Raw genomic sequence first — 19,162 nt, 5'->3', positions numbered from 1 at the left:
ATTGAATTAACTACCGGGGCGCATTTCCGCCACCTGCGGGAGCCGGGCCTGATTGCCCGCTGCCTTCACTCTTCACGTCGTCGTTGTTGACAGACTTCGCTTTGCGTTTCGGAGCGTCCATGGTCATCTTCCCGATTTTGTAAGTGAATGTCAGCCTTACACCGCGATTATACATGAAAATATCATTAACCTGGTTGAAATCCGGCGAGGTCAGTTCCGTGTGCATTTTGAAACGTCTGCTCAGGAAGTTTTCGGCTGCCAATCCCAAGCTTGCTTTTTTGTCGGCAAATTCCTTTTTCACACCCACGGTATAAAACCCAAATCCGCCCATATGCCCTTGCAGCTGAACCTGGTTGCCCTGCATAAAACCGAACGCCTGTGCCCCCCAGCCGTTTTTGAATGTTGCCTGGGAGAACACGCCGCCGCTCACAACAAAACCTGTGTTTTCCAATGTTCTCGAAACGCCTTTTTCCAGCGTCTGGCCGGTTAATGTGGTATAAAATATGTTTGAGAAAACCCCAAAGCTGATTTTTGAAGTTGCGGCCACATTTGCAAACAAGTTAAGACCATAAGCATGTTGCTTTCCGATGTTTTCGTAAGTGGTAATGATCGATCCTGCGAGCGTATCCGATGGCTGGCGCACTTGTGTGATCGCGTTGTTGGTCACGCGGCCGAAGAATGTCGCATTGATGAAAGTTTTCTTAATATTTTTGCTTAATCCCAGTTCAAAGTTGTTGGTCAGTTCCGGTCTCAGTTCGGGGTTACCAATGGTGATGTTCTGCGGGTTGGCTGAGTTGAAGTTCGGGTTGAGCTGCTGTAAACCCGGACGCTGTATTCTGCGGTTGTAACCCAATTTCACTGTTGTTCCTTTGAATGTTTTGGAAGCATTAACACTAGGCACCAGCACGCCATAATTACCCACACCAACGGTTCCTTCATTTGTGCTGGCATCAATAAAAGTATGCTCATAACGCAAGCCGCCCTTGAATGTGTAGCGTTTTTTGGTTGTATAAGTATAGGAAGTATAACCTGCTGCAATGTTCTGGTGATAGGTCAAATCGCCGGCCGGCTGATCCAGTTCAGGACGAAAATCACCGGATGGCTTAGCGGTCAGGAAATTGTATGCACTGGTAACTTCCCTGATAATGCCCTTTCCACCGAATTCCAGCATCTGATTCTTCTTGATAGGCGTTTGATAATCAGATTGTAATGTAAATTCCTGGTTAATGCTTTTGTTCAAATTGCGCTGACGGTTGATGAGCTCGCTGCTTCCATTCAAAATATCTGCATCAAAATCATTGGTCAGGTCATTGCGGCTGTAAAGTGTAGATATGCTCCATTCCTGCTGTGGTTTGAATGTATGCAGGTAATCAATATTTGCATCAATGGTCCCCGAAAGGTTTTTCGCATCCACATTACGGGCAGAGTTCAAGTCCATTTCACCCGTTTTCGTGATGCGCGTGATCAAATCCTGCTGACTGCGGAAGTTACGCACACCGTAACGAACGCCTGCGGTAATACTCTGATTTTTTGCCAGATCATAGTCAAAACCCAGGTTGTAGTTTCCAAACAACCCACGGCTCGATCCGTCGCCTGTCTGGCGTGTGACTGTCGACACATCATTCACGATGCTTGTTTGTTCAAGGGTGGTTTTCGTGATCGTGTTATACATGCCGCGCCCGAACCCACCGATCGTGAAACCTGCTTTTCCTTTTCGGTAACCCCCATTTAAAGAAAGAATGGAACCGCGGTTTCCTATGCCGGAATCGATATTGAGGTTCAATCCCTGCAAGCTGTTTTTCTTGGTGATAATGTTAATGATCCCGCCGGAACCTTCCGCATCGTATTTGGCAGACGGGCTGGTGATCACTTCCACCGATTTGATCTGATCGGCTGGGATCTGTTTTAATGCATCCGCAACGCTGTTGGCAATGATCGTACTGGGCTTATTGTTGACCAGCACGCGGATATTCTGACTTCCGCGCAAGGAAACATTACCATCCAGATCGACCGTCAGAAGCGGCACTTTCCTCAAAATATCTGTTGCGTCGCCCCCTTTTGCCGTAATGTCTTTTTCCGCATTGTAAACAAGCCTGTCTACTTTTTCTTCGATCAAAGCGGCTTGTCCGGTAACGGTAACTTCGTTTAATGTTTTGATGTTCGACGACAGGGAGATGACGCCCAGATTAAGGTCCTGGCCTTTGGCGATTGCAATGTTATCTATTGTTTTATTTACAAATCCGATAAATGAAATCAGAACCTTGTATTCGCCTGCCGCCAGTTTGGATAATGTAAATTTGCCGTTTTCATCGGCAACCGTTCCGTCGACGGCCTGGCCGCTTGCTTTGCTGTAAAGTGCTATGCTTGCAAATTCAATGCCTTTTGCGGAAGAAGAATCCACGATGGAACCGGATAATTTTGCATTTCCTTTCGGGCTTTGATCACCGGCTGTGCCGGGTAATGCCTTGGGCTGTGCTGTTCCGCCGGCTCCTGGAAATTGTGCAATTGCAGGGGAAACGAAGGTGGCCAGGATGATGAGTGAAGAAAGCAGAAGTTTTATCATTGTTATGGGATTGTATTTTCGCCATAAAAATGCAACGGAATAAAAAAACCTTTTAATAATTTATGATAAAGGCTTGATTAAACGGGATGGATGAAGCGTTTGTACAGATGGAGAGCCGGGCTGAGACTTTCCAAGTCTGCAAGACTTGGGAAGTCTGAATAGTTATTGCAGGCTCATTTCAAATCCCTGTAACCAATCAATGCGATCTTCTTTTCTTTAATAGCCGCTTTTACCCTGGCGCTCGTGAACAGATCGGTCACGCCCTGGCGGTCCGCGGCAACATCTTCGTAACCAATGTGATGAATTGCCTGTAACTCCGCATCATTGAGCCCTGGATGGTCTACAAACATGTAAGTTTTGCCAGGCTGAAGCTTGTCCAGCATTTTAAGGAAGCTTTCTATTTTTTGTTCAGAAGTCTTGTGCGGTCCTTCATAACTTACATAGCTAACATCGACCGGCTCGGGATCGATAGGGATTTTGTATTCTTTTGAAAGCCTTTTGGTCAAAGCCCTTACTTCCTCTGAAATGCCTGTGCAGCCCATATGCGACGACAAGTGGGTGATAGTCGGCAGTTTTTTCAAAGCCAGCTCAATCTGCGCCCTGAATTCTTTTTCCACATCTTCGATCTTCCAGCTATTTTCCATGATCGCACGTTTGGGATAATTTTTGTTCGCGCGCACCATAGGGTAAAAATAGCCATCTTCATCACAAAGGCTTGGACAATCCGAAACCGGTCTCCATTTCACGTTATCCCACTCGCTGGTAAGCGCAAGGTGTATGCCGATATCAGCTCCCGGATTGTCTTTCAGCATCTGCACCGCCTCCGGAAACCACGGCGACGGAACGATTACCTCAATGGAAGTCTGAAATCCCTCTTTGAAACATTTCAAAAGCGCCAGGTTGCCTGAGTGTGAATAACCCATGTCATCGCCGCGGACAATAAGCCTGGGCGATTGCTGTGCATAAGCCGCAAGTGTAAAGACAAAAATGAGGAGAAAGAGATAAATTCGTTTCATGGGTTTACCGACAGGCAGTTATGGATATGGAATCTTTTTTATAAATAAAAAGAATGATGTGTCAGCCCGATGGCTACAAAGCAAATATAGGAATTAGAGAAAAATTTAGGATTAAACTTTGAATCCTAAATGAAAATTGACTAAAATCGGTATGCATATGACGCTCAAAACCATACTTTTCTTCGGATTTACGGTTGCTTTGTTCTCTTGTCAGCCTGATCTGCCCGAGGATGTGCAGCTCGCATATGAAGAACTGCCCGAAAAGCTGGATTATAATCAGCACGTAAAACCCGTGTTATCGGACAAGTGTTTTGCTTGCCACGGACCGGATAAGGCGAAGCAGAAAGCCGGTTTAAGGCTTGACATTCAGGAGGCTGCTTATAGCGACTTGCCCGAGAATAAAGGAAAAGTTGCAATTAATCCTGGCGATCTCAAAAACAGCGAGGTCTTTCACCGCATTCTTTCACAAGATCCGGAGTATATGATGCCGACGCCTGCTTCGCACCTGAATCTGAGTGCAAAAGAGAAGGCCATTTTGGTTAAATGGATCAGAGACGGCGCTGCATATAAGCCACATTGGGCATTTGTAAAACCTGAAAAAACAGAAGTCCCGGAAGTGAAAAGCAAGGATTGGACGAAAAATCCGATTGATAATTTCATTCTGGCAAAGCTTGAAACTGAAAATTTTAAGCCATCTGCCGAAGCCGGTAAAGAGCTCCTTCTACGCAGGTTATCGCTCGACCTGACCGGTTTGCCGCCAACAATTGCTGAAATCGATGCTTTTTTGAATGATAAGTCAGGTAATGCTTACGAAAAACAAGTTGACCGGCTCATGAGATCGCCGCATTACGGCGAGAAGATGGCCGTGGATTGGCTTGATCTCGCGCGTTTTGCAGACTCGCACGGTTACACCGTCGATCGGTTACGTGATATGTCGCCTTACCGGGACTGGGTGATTGGTGCCTTTAACCGGAACTTTCCTTACGACAAGTTCCTGCACTGGCAGTTGGCAGGCGACCTCATGCCAAGGCCAACCAGGGATATGCTCATCGCAACAGCTTTCAACCGGAACCATCAGCAAAATATGGAAGGCGGGATTATCGAAGAGGAATTTCAGACCGAATATGTGGTGGACAGGACAAATACATTTGGTGATGCAATGCTCGGAATTTCAGTAGGTTGTGCCAAATGCCATGACCATAAATACGATCCTGTCTCTCAAAAGAACTACTACGAACTGTTCAGTTTTTTCAATAATGTAAAAGAGGCCGGCCAAATCTCCTGGGACGACGCACTTCCCACACCAACATTAATGCTGCCCACGGAAGAGCAGGAGAAAATGCTGAAATTCCTGAAAGCGCGCGAAACGGAACAGCAGGGAATGGTCTCGCAAAGCAAAAACAATGATCAGGCAGGTTTTGAAAAATGGTTGGACGGTGGTGGTTTGAAGAAGTTAGCCCATGACAAAATTCCGTCAGCCGGTTTGCAAGCGCATTTTTCATTTGATAAAAACACATTAGCGCGTCAAAACCTGACCAATGATATAAATTCGAAGCAGGCAGGAATCATGAAACGTGAATCGGGCATGACTGGCGACAAACCCGTTTTTGAAACTCATGGAGAGGGCTATGCAATGCGTTTTGATGGCGATGTATATTTGGATTTAAATCAGATTGGTGTTTTCAGACGGTCGGAGCCGTTTAGCGTAGGAATTTGGGTGAATGTGCCTAAGGAAATGAAAGAGGGCGTGATTTTACATAAGAGCCAGGCCGAACGGCTTTACAACTTTCGGGGATACCATTTGTACTTAAAAAACAATAAGCTGGAACTGAATATGGCGCACACAGCGCCCTCCAATGCGGTTGCAAAAGTGTCGAAAAGTGATGTGCCCAGGGGCAAATGGATCCAATTGACGATCACCTATGATGGTTCATCCAAAGCGGCTGGTTTTAAGCTGTTTATGGACGGTGCCGAAGTGGCAATGGAAACGGAGATGGATCAGCTGACAAAAGACATCTTGTTCAAATCCAAAGTGCAGCCCGGATTACAGGTTGGTGCCTGGTGGCGCGGGAACGGCTTTAAAAATGGGCTCGCAGACGACATTGTCGTTTATAACCGGGCATTGACCCCATTCGAAATAGAAATTCTTGCAGGGAAGAATGAATGGAAAGCAATCGCTTCTTCGGATAAAAATACAATGTCCGACAAACAACTCAATGTGCTGAAAGATTACTATTTATCGGCTGTTTCTCAATCGGTTATCGATGCGGAAAAAGACCTTCGAAAAATCCGCACTGTGCTGGCTGATTCGGCCGAGCAAATCAGGGAATTAATGGTCATGCAGGAAATGCCGAAACGGAAAAAGGCGCACGTTCTGCTTCGCGGAAATTATGATGCTTTCGGGGAAGAGGTTTTTCCAAATACACCCAAATCAATATTGGCATTCCCCAAAACTTTACCCAGGAACAGATATGGGTTGGCGCAATGGCTCACGAGCAAAGATAACCCGCTAACTGCACGGGTTGCGGTGAACCGGTTTTGGCAAAATTACTTTGGCACCGGACTGGTGAAAACAACGGAAGATTTTGGTAACCAGGGAGAGATGCCGAGCCATCCGGAATTGCTGGACTGGCTGGCAATTGAGTTTCAGGAATCGGGTTGGAATGTGAAAAAGCTCAACAAACTCATTGTGATGTCGGCCACTTACCGGCAGCGATCGGATGCTTCGCCAGAAATTCGGGAGAAGGATCCTGAAAACCGGTTGCTGTCTCACAGCCCGGCTAACAGGCTCACGGCGGAAATGATCCGGGATAATGCTTTGGCTGCGAGCGGATTAATCAATAAAAAGATAGGTGGAAAGAGCGTAAAGCCTTACCAGCCTGAGGGACTTTGGGAGATCAACAACACACATTATCAGCGCGACTCGGGGGATGCGGTCTATCGTCGAAGTTTGTATGTAATAACGAAAAGATCCGTTCCCAATCCGACACTCTCAACATTTGATGCAACTTCAAGGAGTTTTTGTGTAGTAAGAAGGCAAAAAACCAACACGCCGCTGCAAGCGCTGGTGACATTAAATGATCCAACATTCAATGAAGCAATGAAAGTAATGGGGCAGCAAATGGCAGCAGCCAGGAATGCAAATGATGCGATTATCACGAGTTATCGTAAATTAACCGGAAGGAAACCGTCTCAAAAAGAGGTCTTTTTGCTGGCTGAGTTGCACAAAAAACAGTTGGAAAAATTCAGAAAGAACCCGGGAAAAGCGGCCGGCTGGCTTGCCGAAGGGCAATTTGTCAGCGATAAAAAAATGGATTTCGCACTTATAGCAGCTCATGCGGTTGTTGCGAGCACCATTTTGAACTCGGATGCATCCCTAACCAAGCGATGAACCATGGAAAACCATCACGAAGCACCATTCAGGATCAATAACCCTGAATTTGATATACTAAATAAAAAGCTGGAAAGGCGCAATTTCCTGGTCAAAACCTCGCTCGGGCTGGGTGCGCTGGCCATGGGATCGTTATTAGGTGCCCAAAAGCTTTTTGGTTCCGGAGCTGCTTCGGGACAAGGCGCTGAAACCTTGGAAGAAAAAGTCCTGAAAGCGTTGCCGCACATTGCTCCGAAGGCCAAAAGAGTGGTTTACCTGTTCATGGCAGGCGGGCCCTCGCAATTTGAAACATTCGATTATAAACCAAAACTGGTCAATCTGGCAGGCCAGAACTTGCCTGATTCGGTCCGGAAGGGGCAGCGGCTGACTGGGATGAGCGCAAATCAAAGTTCACTGCCCGTGGTTCCGTCCATTTATAGTTTTAATCAGCATGGGAAAAGCGGAACTTGGGTGAGCGAGCTAATGCCTTACACGGCGAAAGTTGTCGATGAATTATGCGTGATCAAATCGGTTTATTCTGAGGCGATTAACCATGATCCGGCCATTACTTTTTTTCAAACGGGCAACCAGCTGCCGGGCAGACCGTCGATTGGTTCCTGGGTTAGTTACGGTTTGGGGACAGATAATCAGAATTTGCCGTCCTTTATTGTTTTGGTTTCCAAAAACGGCTCCAAAGATCAGCCATTGTATGCCAGGCTTTGGGGAAACGGGTTTTTGCCGTCCAAACACCAGGGGGTTCAGTTCAGGTCCGGGAAAGATCCCGTGCTTTTTTTGAACAACCCGGAAGGTTATGATGGCGCTGACCGCAAGGAAATGCTGGATTATCTGGCAAAACTAAATCAGCTGCAAAACGAGCCTCATGGCGATCCCGAAGTGGATGCGCGCATTGCGCAATATGAAATGGCATTCCGCATGCAGACGTCCGTGCCGGAAGTGATGGATACGGCCGGCGAACCGGATGAAGTTTTTGATCTCTACGGCCCTGATAGCCGGGATTCAGGAACATATGCGGCCAATTGCATTCTCGCGAGAAAGCTTTTGGAGAAAGATGTCAAGTTTGTGCAGCTATATCATCAGGGCTGGGACAACCATGGCGGATTACCCAAAAGCATTGCCCATCAATGTAAAAATACGGATCAGGCAACCGCTGCATTGATCATGGATTTGAAACGCAGGGGTTTATTGGACGATACGCTGGTGGTTTGGGGAGGTGAATTCGGGCGGACCGTTTATTCCCAAGGCAAGCTCACCGCCGACGATTATGGCCGCGACCATCATCCGCGCTGCTTCACCATGTGGATGGCCGGGGCAGGGGTGAAGCCCGGGATCAGCTTTGGGGAAACGGATGATTTTAGTTACAATATTGTCAAAGATCCGGTGCATGTGCATGATTTTCAGGCCACATTAATGCACCTCATGGGCGTTGATCATGAAAAACTGACCTACAAATTTCAGGGCAGAAGGTTCAGATTGACGGATGTACACGGCAATGTTGTGAAGAGTATTTTGACATAACGAATATCAAATGCAACCGTTTTCCGGGAATTCGTGTCAGCGATAATGATGAATAGACAAAGCTTTTTACTAACTGTTATGATTGCTGCACAGCTTTTGGGCTGTAAGACTGTCGAGTCAACGCTCAGTCTTCAAAATGTTCGGAATTATGATCCCGGCGCTGCTAACCACATTCTTTTCCTGGATTTTAAGATCACCAAGCGGGATGGAAGAACCGAAATCGTTGAGCTGGTAAATGCTGTTTCAGGAAGCGGGAAGTTGAAAAACCTGGCGACGCCGGTTCACAGTCCTTACCAGATCAGTGTGATCCCACGCTATTCAGTAAGTCACGCGGAGATTCCGCTGGTTTTTGAGCACCCACTTTATAAATTTGTTGAAGTCGCGAGCCAGGATGGAAAGCTCAGCAAGCAGGATTTACATACGAAAGAAGGGAATATTTCTGTTCGTATTCAAAAAGATAATGGGTTGGAAAAGCTGGAAATTCATAGTCTCACGCCAGACAAAGGGAACATTAAAATTTACACACTGAACTTAAAATAAATGACCAGACTTTTTACCCTTGCACTTGTTTTACTCTTTTCTTTCAACTCTTTTTCCCAGACTTTCAAAGTCGATACCATTTACAAGCACGGGTCGATCGACAATCGGGTTAATGTGGTGATTTTAGGCGATGGCTTTACGCAGGCAGAGCTGCCGAATTTTACGGAAGAGGCCAGAAAATTCGCTGATTTCTTTCTCAATTATGCGCCGTACAATGCTTACCGCAACTATTTCAACTTCTTCTCCATTGCTACGCCTTCCAAAGAAAGTGGCGTGAGTAATCCCGGAAACGCGCCGGATGCTTATCCCGATCAGCCGGTTGGTAAGAAAGACACTTACTACGGAGCCAGTTTTGGTGAATACATTCACCGGCTGGTGGTTGTGCAGAATTATCAGAGGCTTACTGATGTGCTCGCCTATAATATGCCAACGGCCGATCTGGTGGTGATGTTGGTCAATACGCCGTTTTACGGTGGTTCGGGCGGTGGCATCGCGGTCCACACATTGCATACAACTGCAAATACGATTGGCGTGCATGAAATCGGACACACTTTTTCTGCGCTTAACGATGAATATTGGGCAGGCCCCCAATATGGTTGGGAGGCAGCGAATATGACCGCGATCAGCGACCCGGCGACAGTAAAATGGAAAAACTGGCTGAACGAAACAAACATTGGCGTTTTTCCCCATGGAGAAGGGGAGGCCGCAAAGTGGTTTAAGCCCACACATGCAAATTGCCTCATGGAATATCTCGATCGACCATTTTGTGCAGTTTGCAAGGAGGCAACGGCCGAGCGGATCTTGCAAATTGTCAGTCCGATTGATCGGTCATTTCCGGAAAACACGCGGGAAATTGTGCTGCAAGGAGACCCTACAACATTCAGACTCGAACTTGTTGAACCCGAGCCAAGCAGCTTGAAAGTAGAATGGTTTTTGGATAAAAAATTGATAAAAACGGGAAATGAAATAAGGCTGAATGCGGCTGATATGCAGGAAGCTGAGGGCACATTGCTTGCTTCCGTTTTCGACACAACACTTTTAAGCAGGCGTGAAAAGATGGAAGATCAGCGCACTAAGGCCGTTCAATGGACATTAGTCAAAAGTAATTCTCCGCAGGCTTTCGAGTTAAAAGTTTCCGATGCAAGCATTTGTCCTGGGGAGTTCAGTGTAATTACTGCGTCGGGTTGCCGGGGAGATATAACTTGGTCGACCAGCGAAACGGGTATCTCCATTAACGTTAAGCCGGAGAAAACAACCAGCTATTCCGCCACCTGTAAAACCACTGGCCAGCCCAACTTGACTGCGAGCGCGCAAATCACAGTTTTTGAACAGCCAAAAGCTTCTGCTACCAACACAGGACCATATTTTGAGAAAGCGACCATTGAAATTGCTGCAAGCGGAGGCATTTCCTATTTTTGGAATGGCCCCGGCGGCTATCTTTCCCAAGTTCAGGTTTCGCTGATCGAGAATGCGACTGTCGCAAATGCGGGCACTTATGAAGTAAAAGTGGTTGATATCAACGGCTGCACAGCTTTTGCCACAACGGAAGTGCGAGTAGATCCCATCCTGGCGGTTGAAAACCCTTCCGACGAAATCTTACAAGTGTCGCCGAATCCAGCAAAAGGTTTTGTGAAAATAAAAACGAAGCTGGGCGGGAGGTCACTTTTCACATTGTTTGATATCAACGGCAGAAAAGTGTTGGATAAGCATTTCGAAAACCAAACTGAACTGAACGTTCAGAAGAGCGCAGGTTTGTATTTGTATCGGTTCAGCAATGGTGGGCGGGAAGTGGCCGGGAAGTTGCTGATTGAGTAAAAAGCGAAAGGTTTATGCACTTGTCTGCCTGAGCGGCCCGGTACGCCGGGCGGTTGAAGGCGCGTCACTTCTCGGTAACGCGCCTTCGACTCCGCTCAGGCGGACAGGGTCGCCATTTTACTCACTGACCGATTTCGGCTTGCGGCCTACTTTCGTGCGGTTTCTTATTTTGTCTGGTCTTGGACGGATTTCTTTGTCTTGGAAATAGAGTTTCAGGGATTCGAGAATGATGTCCTTTTGCGTGAGACCTTCCCAGTAACCGTAATCTTTCATGTTTTCCATCAGGATGTAATCACAGTCAAAAGTTACTTTCGTAGGTGCACCGTCTGCCGCCTCACTGGGTTTATTGTTATCAAGCTCCTCCTGAATGTCAGCAACCAGCGGAAGCGGTGCAAACTCAAATTTCCTTTCCTTAGCCATCGTGTCAGTTATTGATTCGTTCTAAAATTTCTCTTGTCAATTTGTAATAGTCTTCGGCCCCATTGCTGTTCGGTGCATAATCAAATATGGTTGTTCCGTTTGCCTGTGCTTCGGAAAGCGCAATGTTGTCACGGATATAGGATGTCATGAACACGTCGCCAAGTTGTTCTTTCGTGGCATTGATCAGTTCATGGCTGATCTTTTTTCTAATCTTCGGGTTATATCTCGTTGCGAAGACACCGCCCAGATTTGTACTCGGGCTAATTTTCTTGATCTCTGCTGAGTAAACCAAAAAGTTGCGGAGACCTTCATAACTCAAAAACTCAGCCTGCAACGGTACATAATATTGATGGCACGAAACAAGCGCCAACCGCGTGTTCCCGTAAAGTGCAGGCGGGCAGTCAATGATCACGAAATCGTAACGGTCCTTTATTTTTTCCAATGCAATTTTCAGGTTGAACGGAAAAACCGGGGCAGCCTTAATCGTGTCTTCGCGGTGTATCAGTTCCGCCGATCCCGGCAACACATCAATATCCCCAACCCGCTTGACGATCTCATCAAATTCATATTCGCCGGTGATGAACGAGCCGCTGTCTTTTTTGAGTCCGGCGTGTTGAATGCCGAAACTTTTGGTAAGACTGGCCTGTGCATCCAGGTCAATTACCAACACTCTTGCATTGGCAAATTTGCTGAGACCGGCAGCAATACTTTGAGCCGAAGTGGTCTTTCCCACACCGCCTTTGTTGTTGACAATACTGATGATTTTCATTTAAAAGTATTATAAGTATAAAAAGATAATAGTTTATTTCAAGTTTGATATGTAAATAAACGTAAAATAAATTTATACCTAATCCATATAAATAGAAAGTCACAAAAGTTTTTTGCTTTGTAAATGTATCAATCTTTTTAAAAGAATAATTAGTATTAAATGAATTTATTTCTAAAAATTATTAAAGTTGCTTATTTCCAGTACGTTAATAAACTTGTCAGCCTGAGCGGAGACGAAGGCACGTTACTCCTTGGTAACGCGCTTTCGACTCCGCTCAGGCTGACAAGGGGGGTAGCTTGATTGGGTTCGACTCTTACCGAGCCTATACAGTAGGCTTCACCTCTGCGTCCGGTGCAGCCGCTAGCAGTTTCGCAGTAACATATTTATGAATCCTGTACATTAAAAAGGCAGTTATGACGACAGCAAAAACAACCACATTCCCTAATGTCGGATAATGTTCTATGAATCCGGTGCTCGTCTCGGAGACGATAAATCCTGCCAGTAGCGATGCAAGTCCGCCCGCTATTTGTTGGATCGAGGAGTTGATTCCCATAAATGCACCGCGGTCCTGTGGCTCCGGCACGGCTGTCATCAGAGCCGAAGCTGAGATCATCCTGCCGGTTATGCCGACGAAAAGCAGCACGTTCAAAATAATAATAATCCAAAGTGGCGTCACGCTCAGGTTACAATAAATGAGCGTCATCACGCAAGTGATTGCAGAACCGGCGAGGAAAACTTTATACTTCCCGATCTTGTCACTGAGCTTCCCGATGAACGGACTGAAGACGAGCATACAGAGTCCGGTGATCATATACAATGTAGGAAGTTGCGCTTCGTGGATGCCCAGGTTATTCACGCCATAAGCTGTCCCGAAAGGCATCAGCATGAAACCTCCGGTTGCCAATAATGTCGTTGCTGCAAAAGCTTGAAGATAGTCCGGGCGAGACAATGTTTTGCCCAAATGCTGGAATGCATTCCGCTGTGTCTGGATTTTCAAATGTGCATTGATAGGCTTCATGTAAGTCACGATAAGTAACCCGACAATTACGCTTAAACCAACGATCATTAAAAAAGGGGCATGCCAGCTGAACTCCTTCGCAAGGTAGAGCCCGATGGGAATTCCCAAAACCTGGCTGCTGGCAAAGGCCATTTGCACAAATCCCATCACACGTCCACGCATATTGATCGGGAACAAATCTGTGATGATCGCAAAGCTGATGGATCCGATCACGCCGCCAAAAAGTCCTGTGAAGACGCGCGCCATGAGCAAAAAATGATAAGTTGGCGCAATGCCGCACAGAAAAGTACCAACCATAAAGCCGGCATAGAAGAAAAGGAGCATTTTTTTGCGATCAAACCTGTCCGCAAAGCCAGCGGTAAGTAATCCCGCCGCTCCTGCACTGAAAGCATATGCGGATACGACAAATCCGAACTGGCTGGTGCTAATATCAAGCTTGTCGAGCAGGATGTAACCCAGCGGCGAAAGGACCATGAAATCCAGAACAATAGTAAATTGTAAAGTAGCAAGAACGGCTATAATAAACTTTTCATAGCCGGTAAAAGTGGTTTTTGGGGTTTCTGACATAAGTTTTGGTTGGTTTTAGTCTGTTAATTCCTCACAATTGTAACCCGCTTTCTTCACCAGGTGGATTACAGGCTCGTGGTTGGGATGCGTTGCTTCTATCCGCAGGACATTGTCGCAGTCAGCCAGATCGATATTCCATTTAATGATCTCGGAGCAGCCGTTAAGCAGCGGAGTCAGGGATTTAACATCTTTTTTGCGATGAATGTTGGTGCGGAAGACCAGTACAAATTCTTCGTTAGTAGCGTTCGTTTTCATGTTGAGCTAAATTTTAGACGGCTGCACGCCGCCTGTCTCATGGCTTTAATGCTTTGATAACCAGGCTCAATGCAAGGTTTATTTTAGACTCATCCAAGTTAAACGGCGGTCGGCCTGGCATACTTGACTTGGCGATATGAAATTTTACCAGTTGATAGAGCGGGGCAAAAGCGATCGACCAGTAGATCTCAACCGGCAGCGGAATAATCTCGTTTCGTTCGATGGCACGGTGCACGAAGCGATGCATTGCATTCAGAAAGCGCGTATCGATATTTGAGCGGTCGACCAAAGGCGAATGCTTGACTTGCTCGGTGAAAAACATGCTGTACGGATTCTCAAAGCAATAATTCATCCGGTTAAGCCATTGCACTTTCAAGCCTTCATCGAAATGGGATTCGGGATCGAAATCACGCAATGTTGCTTCCACCATTTTTTGCATTTCCTCTGCATACAGCTGCTGGATCAGGTCTTCGCGATCTTTGAAATAAATATAGATCGTCGCCACTGAAACGCCAGCCGCCTTCGCCAGCTTGTGCATGCTCAGACCTTCAAATCCATGATCGACAATCATTTCAATGGCCTTTTCACGAATGATGGTTTCCTTGTTAATGTCCCTGGTTCTCAACTCATAATGTATAAAATTTAAATACAAATATAAATGAACGTTCGTTTATTTATTGGTTTTTTAGATTAAATAATTTGTGCCAATAAATCGGTTTAGAGCTGTTCGGGTAACTTTATGATGAAGTTTTCGATGATCTTTTTGTTGTAGCCTTTGTATCCTCCCTGAAAATCGCGGCCTGCGACAGCAATGAATTCGGCCATTCGCCGTGAGTTTAATTGGGCTAATAGCGCATCGTAGTCGCCGTCATATTTTATAAAATAGCCTGAATAAACCGTCACATCCGGATTTTCGTATAAGACAAAATTCGGGGCCAGGTTCATCGGGGAAAATATGATTTTTTTGCCAAATGTGCTATCGAGGCCTTGCGCTCGTCCGAAAGCATACCATGCAACTGCATTAGGCTTCCCATTATCACGACGTTCAAGCGCGGGTTTTACTTTAAGCAAATAAGAAAAAGTTTGAGGGAATTGTACGCGAAGATCATTTTCAGGGATAATACGCTGTTTTCCAGCCGCATCTTTTTGATAAGGAAAGAGAATATATTCCGTAACCGGATCTGTTGACAACTTCAATTTAGAAGCCTTGATGATGGGTTTGAGGATGCTTTTTTCAAGATGGACAAGCATTCCGCTTTTGCTTTTGGCATAAACAATATTTTCATCTTCACTAATGATCGAAAACAAGTAATAATCGTCAGCCAAAGTAGTTAAGCCCACAGAAATTTGGCAAACATCGCCGAGCCTCTGACCTTCAATGTGCTCAGAAGTGCTTACGGACAGTTGCCACGGCCTCAACGCAGGGAGTTCGGAATGCTGAATCTGTCGTTTCTTGTATTGCAAAACAGCGCTCTCACATTGTTCAAATACAAAATTCTCCTGATCTAAATTTCCGAAAATAGTGATCGCTGAATAGGTTGCCGTATTGCCGAAAATGGGAACGGACCCGTAATTAGTGATTTGCTTTATCTTATTGTTTTGCAGAAAATAGGATCGGAGCGGCTTTCCTGTTTCCGAAGTTAGGAAGCCATTGGGCGTAACAAAGCCGCAAGTTCCGCTGCGAGAAAGCAATTTCGAGGCCAGCTCAAAAAACGCAATGTAAGCATCCGTTGAGCCTTTTTTGCAAAAATTATAATGGGATTGAATGAATGTTCTTTGCGAAATCGGGAGATGCTGAATGCGAATGTAAGGTGGATTACCAAATATAAGATCAAACTTCAAACGTCTTCGAAGCTGTTTAAGCGCATCGCAAAGTTTCAAATTCCAGCTAACACTAATGCCTAAAGGCTCGATCAACCCATTCAAATTCATTCGGCAACTTTCCAGTGCCTCCGGATCAATGTCCCAGCCATAAATCTGGTTTAAGCGATCAGTGAGTTGGTGGGTGGGAGTAATCTTAATGATGTGTTCAGCGATCGGAACCAGAAATCGTCCGTCACCGCAAGCCGGATCAAGGATTTTTTTATTGGTCAGATCAGCATCATAAAATCCGGAATCTCGCAGGATTTTTTCAACAATATGAGGAGGCGTATAAACCTGGCCAAGAAGCTTTTTTCTCTCGTAAGTGCGTGTTTTTGAAGCCATTAATTAAAAGTCGATGCCTTCCTTAGCCCCCAGAACATTCATTACAAAATCTCGTGGTGAAAAAATCTGGATGGAATCTTTTGCGAAAGGTTTAAAATCTGAGACGTTGGATGTAATAAGATAGTCACACTCATCTTTGATCGCATTCATATATTGATATGAATCTTCCAGGTCTTTGAAAGATGAGTCTAAGCCATCCGTGAAAACTTTTTTATCAGTTTTACAAATGTGAAACATCGTCAGATATTGGTCAATTTGCATTTTTAGCCGATCTCCTCTAACGCCCTGTCTGTGCAAAACATAAGTGAATGTGTAGATGCAGCCGGATGATATTACAATCGAAACATCGTTTTTCGAAGCCCAAAAGATTAAATAGGAAATTTCAATTGGCTGTCCCGTTGTGCGCATTAAGGCATGATCTAAAAGGACATTCGTATCGAAGAAAAGCCTCATAAACCGTAACGATCTTTGATTCGCATATCCTTGATTTCGTCGTCAGTCATATTGTCTAGTGGCCCGCCTTTTGCGCAGCCCATCAGTTGATAGGCTAACGAATTTTTAAAATCCGATTGATTCTCTGCTTTGCTCGTTTTTGAATACTCTACCAAATAGTCCTCAACAATGCTGGAAAGCGAAGACCCGTCTAATTGCGCATACTTCTTGGCGTTTTCAATAGCCGATTTTTTGACTGTCAGCGTCAATTTTACCTTTGGCTCCTTTGTAGATTTCATTTTACACGTGTGTTATTGAATAAAAGCATTTAAATATACGTATAAAATTCATGATTGCAACGCACAAATCCGAAAGCCTGGCAGTCTACTGATATGACTCGTCACCACAGGAGGATCAATGTCCCGGAACAAAACTTCATATGTGTTTTCATAAAATGTGAAGGAAGTTCCGTCGGAGCGGATGCGTTTTGTTCCGCTTTTGTAAAGGGTTCCGATTTCGCCTTTTTCTAAGGCAACCTTGTCAATGAAGCCGAGCAGGGAAGCGACGGTTCCTTCCGTCGGACATTGATGGAAGGAAATGCAGAAGTAATGTGAAGTTTTTGAATTGGGTTTGTGCAGTTGGGACGACGGAATGTTTAGTACATAATCGGAGCCCAACATGCCGGTTCGGCGCTTCATGGATTTGATGTCCACTGAAAATGAATGTTCTTCTGATTTGATCAAAAAGTCCTGACCCCAATCCTGACCATCCGTTGCTCCAAAGGATTTGGCCGGTCGTGGCAAGTGATAGCAGTCAGCGAAAATGACTTCGCCCAAACTTCCGGTAAAACGCATCATTCTTGTTTGCGAAAGTTTGTCATTGTGCTTGTCCCAAATATTGGCGACATGATGATGACGAAGTGAATGCTCAACCAGCTCGCGCGCGAAAATCCGCTGATTTTCGTCGATTGAGATTTGTATATACGAGCCCTTGGTCAGAACAATCTGCTCCATGCAAATCTAATCGCTATTAAAGTGAGCACAAAACCGACTAAAATGGCACTAAATGGAACGTAAGTCCATGCTACTAAGTGGATTCTGTCGACAAACCACATGACGCCGATGAGTGCAAAAATCAATGTCAGAAATCCGGAAATTTTGCCAAAACCAGGAATGACCGAAAACGGGATCTTACTTTTGATCAACATTAATGTCAACCCCATAGAAATGATCGGCAAAAACTGCATAATGATGTTTGCCTGCCAAACACTTTGCCTTTCAAACAAAAAAAGATAAATGTTAAGGGTGACGGCGAAAATTCCGGGAATGCAGACTGCGTAAACGAGTACGGCATAAACGTAACTCCAAAATTTGACATCTTTGCTGCCATGAGCGGCTAGTCCGATAATCCAGGCAAAAACGGGTAACATAATGAAGAAGATGGCCAGCGGCCAGGGGTTTTCCGAAATGGAAGTGAAGAGTTGGGATAGTGTCATGTGATAATTTGCAATAAAAGGGAAAGATAACAAAAGAGGAGGGGAGTTTTACATTTGTAAATTTCCCCTCCTCCAAAATCAGCTTAGCTTCTGTTAACTCATAATCCTAACAAAAATCCGATCGTAAAGTTTGCATCCCAGTCGAACACAAATTGCTGGCAGCCAGTTGCGTCCGTCACCGCTTTGTAAATGTTCACGCCGGCTTTTGATTTGGCATTTGTCAATTTTGAATATGCCAATGGCGCGCTCAATGTGGTGTAACGTTCTTTTCCTTTGCGCACTTCTTTTGCCATTTCAAAAGGAACGCCGCCGATGATGAAGCAAGTTTTTCTCAAATCCTCCGGAATTTGTTTCGCCTTGGCGCTTACTTCCTGATAAACCTTGGAATCATCCGTTCCGTCCTGAAAATATTTCGCACCATAAGATTCAAGCGCAGAAACCTTTCCATTCTCAATCCAGGAAATTTTAGTATTTCCAGAACCAACGTCAACCACAAATGCTTTGCCCGCGTACTCAGTCGGCAACACAGATTTTAATGCCAATTGACCTTCCTGCTCGGCTGTAACCTGGTTTACCACATATCCTAACGACTTCAAAACACGTGTAATTTTCACGGTAACATCAGCTTTTGCAGCGCCTGAGCTCACAACAAAGTGGATGTCTTTACTGCCTACGCCGTAATCCAGCATGCCGGCAATGTATTTTTTCAGGCCGATTCTGACATCTTCATCCGTTGCCATATTCTCAGTTACAAGGCTGTTTCCGAATTCAGATTTTTCCAGTGACCAGCGTTTTTCTTTGTCAACCTTAATAATGAATGAATTAAAACCGCTTGCGCCTAGCTCAACGACACCACGCAATTTTCCGTCCACCGGAGCAGGCGGCGTGTAGCTGAATGTTGAAACTTCTGTGCTTGTTGCTTCTGAATTTTCTGTCGGTGTTTCTGCCGAAGGCAAATCGGGATCGGTGTTGCTTGCCTCTGTCTGCGGACTTTGCGCCCTATCTTCACTCATTTGGTTCAAAGCTTTTTCGCCGCCCAGATATTTATATCCCAAAAATATGGCCCCGAGAATGATAGCGGTGATGATTAACCTGCCTGCAACTGTTAGTCTTTTCATTGATATTTTGTGTAAAATGAATAATGTAAATCGAAGTAAGGAA

17 protein-coding genes are annotated in these 19,162 nt (G+C 45.4%); 4 read left to right on the top strand and 13 right to left on the bottom strand.

The genetic code is table 11. From position 1 onward, the window contains the following. Positions 1-10 precede the first annotated feature (10 nt). Together MUK70_RS07875 and MUK70_RS07870 are read right to left on the bottom strand one after the other, a co-directional pair. Positions 11-2,563 carry a TonB-dependent receptor gene (locus tag MUK70_RS07875; protein WP_234655989.1) on the bottom strand — a complete coding sequence of 851 codons (2,553 nt, stop codon included), beginning with the start codon at positions 2,561-2,563 and terminating at the stop codon, positions 11-13. A 173-nt stretch (positions 2,564-2,736) separates the two neighbouring features. Then, a complete protein-coding gene (locus tag MUK70_RS07870) occupies positions 2,737-3,579 on the bottom strand; it encodes a polysaccharide deacetylase family protein (RefSeq protein ID WP_234655990.1) in 843 nt (280 codons plus the stop codon). A 157-nt stretch (positions 3,580-3,736) separates the two neighbouring features. Here MUK70_RS07870 and MUK70_RS07865 point away from each other — a divergent pair, with 157 nt between their 5' ends. The 4 genes from MUK70_RS07865 (at position 3,737) to MUK70_RS07850 (ending at position 10,840) form a co-directional block, all read left to right on the top strand. Next, complete coding sequence (locus MUK70_RS07865) at positions 3,737-6,970, top strand: DUF1553 domain-containing protein (protein ID WP_234655991.1); 3,234 nt, start codon at positions 3,737-3,739, stop codon at positions 6,968-6,970. Positions 6,971-6,973: 3 nt separating this feature from the next. Continuing rightward, positions 6,974-8,485, top strand: coding sequence for a DUF1501 domain-containing protein (locus tag MUK70_RS07860; RefSeq protein WP_234655992.1), 1,512 nt, complete (start codon positions 6,974-6,976; stop codon positions 8,483-8,485). A gap of 78 nt (positions 8,486-8,563) precedes the next feature. Next, positions 8,564-9,025, top strand: a complete 462-nt coding sequence (locus MUK70_RS07855) for a hypothetical protein (protein WP_234655993.1) — start codon at positions 8,564-8,566, stop codon at positions 9,023-9,025. Beyond that, positions 9,026-10,840: a M64 family metallopeptidase gene (locus MUK70_RS07850; RefSeq protein ID WP_234655994.1), complete on the top strand. Its 1,815-nt coding sequence runs from the start codon at positions 9,026-9,028 to the stop codon at positions 10,838-10,840. It begins immediately after the preceding gene. A 117-nt stretch (positions 10,841-10,957) separates the two neighbouring features. Here MUK70_RS07850 and MUK70_RS07845 read toward each other — a convergent pair whose 3' ends face one another. From MUK70_RS07845 to MUK70_RS07795, 11 genes are all read right to left on the bottom strand, one after another. After that, positions 10,958-11,260 carry a hypothetical protein gene (locus MUK70_RS07845; RefSeq protein ID WP_234605123.1) on the bottom strand — a complete coding sequence of 101 codons (303 nt, stop codon included), beginning with the start codon at positions 11,258-11,260 and terminating at the stop codon, positions 10,958-10,960. Positions 11,261-11,264: 4 nt separating this feature from the next. Continuing rightward, positions 11,265-12,029 carry a ParA family protein gene (locus tag MUK70_RS07840; protein WP_234655995.1) on the bottom strand — a complete coding sequence of 255 codons (765 nt, stop codon included), beginning with the start codon at positions 12,027-12,029 and terminating at the stop codon, positions 11,265-11,267. A gap of 322 nt (positions 12,030-12,351) precedes the next feature. Beyond that, positions 12,352-13,614: an MFS transporter gene (locus MUK70_RS07835; protein ID WP_234655996.1), complete on the bottom strand. Its 1,263-nt coding sequence runs from the start codon at positions 13,612-13,614 to the stop codon at positions 12,352-12,354. A gap of 15 nt (positions 13,615-13,629) precedes the next feature. After that, positions 13,630-13,869: a hypothetical protein gene (locus tag MUK70_RS07830; RefSeq protein ID WP_234655997.1), complete on the bottom strand. Its 240-nt coding sequence runs from the start codon at positions 13,867-13,869 to the stop codon at positions 13,630-13,632. Between the two features lie 37 nt (positions 13,870-13,906). Further along, positions 13,907-14,494 carry a TetR/AcrR family transcriptional regulator gene (locus tag MUK70_RS07825; protein WP_234655998.1) on the bottom strand — a complete coding sequence of 196 codons (588 nt, stop codon included), beginning with the start codon at positions 14,492-14,494 and terminating at the stop codon, positions 13,907-13,909. A 92-nt stretch (positions 14,495-14,586) separates the two neighbouring features. Continuing rightward, entirely contained in the window at positions 14,587-16,074 is a 1,488-nt protein-coding gene (locus MUK70_RS07820; protein ID WP_234655999.1) for an Eco57I restriction-modification methylase domain-containing protein, read from the bottom strand. Positions 16,075-16,077: 3 nt separating this feature from the next. Next, positions 16,078-16,527, bottom strand: coding sequence for a PIN domain-containing protein (locus MUK70_RS07815; protein WP_234656000.1), 450 nt, complete (start codon positions 16,525-16,527; stop codon positions 16,078-16,080). Continuing rightward, complete coding sequence (locus MUK70_RS07810) at positions 16,524-16,805, bottom strand: DUF6364 family protein (protein ID WP_234605110.1); 282 nt, start codon at positions 16,803-16,805, stop codon at positions 16,524-16,526. Before MUK70_RS07810 ends, MUK70_RS07815 begins: the two co-directional genes overlap by 4 nt. Before the next feature lie 48 nt (positions 16,806-16,853). After that, entirely contained in the window at positions 16,854-17,519 is a 666-nt protein-coding gene (locus tag MUK70_RS07805) for a hypothetical protein (RefSeq protein WP_234656001.1), read from the bottom strand. Next, entirely contained in the window at positions 17,501-18,001 is a 501-nt protein-coding gene (locus MUK70_RS07800; protein ID WP_234656002.1) for a hypothetical protein, read from the bottom strand. The genes MUK70_RS07805 and MUK70_RS07800 overlap by 19 nt, the downstream gene beginning before the upstream one ends. Positions 18,002-18,099: 98 nt before the next feature. Beyond that, complete coding sequence (locus MUK70_RS07795; RefSeq protein WP_234656003.1) at positions 18,100-19,119, bottom strand: Ppx/GppA phosphatase family protein; 1,020 nt, start codon at positions 19,117-19,119, stop codon at positions 18,100-18,102. Between the last annotated feature and the right edge of the window lie 43 nt (positions 19,120-19,162).

Origin of the sequence: Dyadobacter chenwenxiniae (assembly GCF_022869785.1) — a bacterium.
GTDB lineage: Bacteria > Bacteroidota > Bacteroidia > Cytophagales > Spirosomataceae > Dyadobacter > Dyadobacter chenwenxiniae.
This window is presented reverse-complemented; position numbering and strand designations above follow the sequence as displayed.

Coding starts and splice junctions, on each gene's coding strand:
- MUK70_RS07875 (WP_234655989.1), bottom strand. CDS start 2,563: ATGATAAAACTTCTGCTTTCTTCACTCATCATCCTGGCCACCTTCGTT.
- MUK70_RS07870 (WP_234655990.1), bottom strand. CDS start 3,579: ATGAAACGAATTTATCTCTTTCTCCTCATTTTTGTCTTTACACTTGCG.
- MUK70_RS07865 (WP_234655991.1), top strand. CDS start 3,737: ATGACGCTCAAAACCATACTTTTCTTCGGATTTACGGTTGCTTTGTTC.
- MUK70_RS07860 (WP_234655992.1), top strand. CDS start 6,974: ATGGAAAACCATCACGAAGCACCATTCAGGATCAATAACCCTGAATTT.
- MUK70_RS07855 (WP_234655993.1), top strand. CDS start 8,564: ATGATTGCTGCACAGCTTTTGGGCTGTAAGACTGTCGAGTCAACGCTC.
- MUK70_RS07850 (WP_234655994.1), top strand. CDS start 9,026: ATGACCAGACTTTTTACCCTTGCACTTGTTTTACTCTTTTCTTTCAAC.
- MUK70_RS07845 (WP_234605123.1), bottom strand. CDS start 11,260: ATGGCTAAGGAAAGGAAATTTGAGTTTGCACCGCTTCCGCTGGTTGCT.
- MUK70_RS07840 (WP_234655995.1), bottom strand. CDS start 12,029: ATGAAAATCATCAGTATTGTCAACAACAAAGGCGGTGTGGGAAAGACC.
- MUK70_RS07835 (WP_234655996.1), bottom strand. CDS start 13,614: ATGTCAGAAACCCCAAAAACCACTTTTACCGGCTATGAAAAGTTTATT.
- MUK70_RS07830 (WP_234655997.1), bottom strand. CDS start 13,869: ATGAAAACGAACGCTACTAACGAAGAATTTGTACTGGTCTTCCGCACC.
- MUK70_RS07820 (WP_234655999.1), bottom strand. CDS start 16,074: ATGGCTTCAAAAACACGCACTTACGAGAGAAAAAAGCTTCTTGGCCAG.
- MUK70_RS07815 (WP_234656000.1), bottom strand. CDS start 16,527: ATGAGGCTTTTCTTCGATACGAATGTCCTTTTAGATCATGCCTTAATG.
- MUK70_RS07810 (WP_234605110.1), bottom strand. CDS start 16,805: ATGAAATCTACAAAGGAGCCAAAGGTAAAATTGACGCTGACAGTCAAA.
- MUK70_RS07805 (WP_234656001.1), bottom strand. CDS start 17,519: ATGGAGCAGATTGTTCTGACCAAGGGCTCGTATATACAAATCTCAATC.
- MUK70_RS07800 (WP_234656002.1), bottom strand. CDS start 18,001: ATGACACTATCCCAACTCTTCACTTCCATTTCGGAAAACCCCTGGCCG.
- MUK70_RS07795 (WP_234656003.1), bottom strand. CDS start 19,119: ATGAAAAGACTAACAGTTGCAGGCAGGTTAATCATCACCGCTATCATT.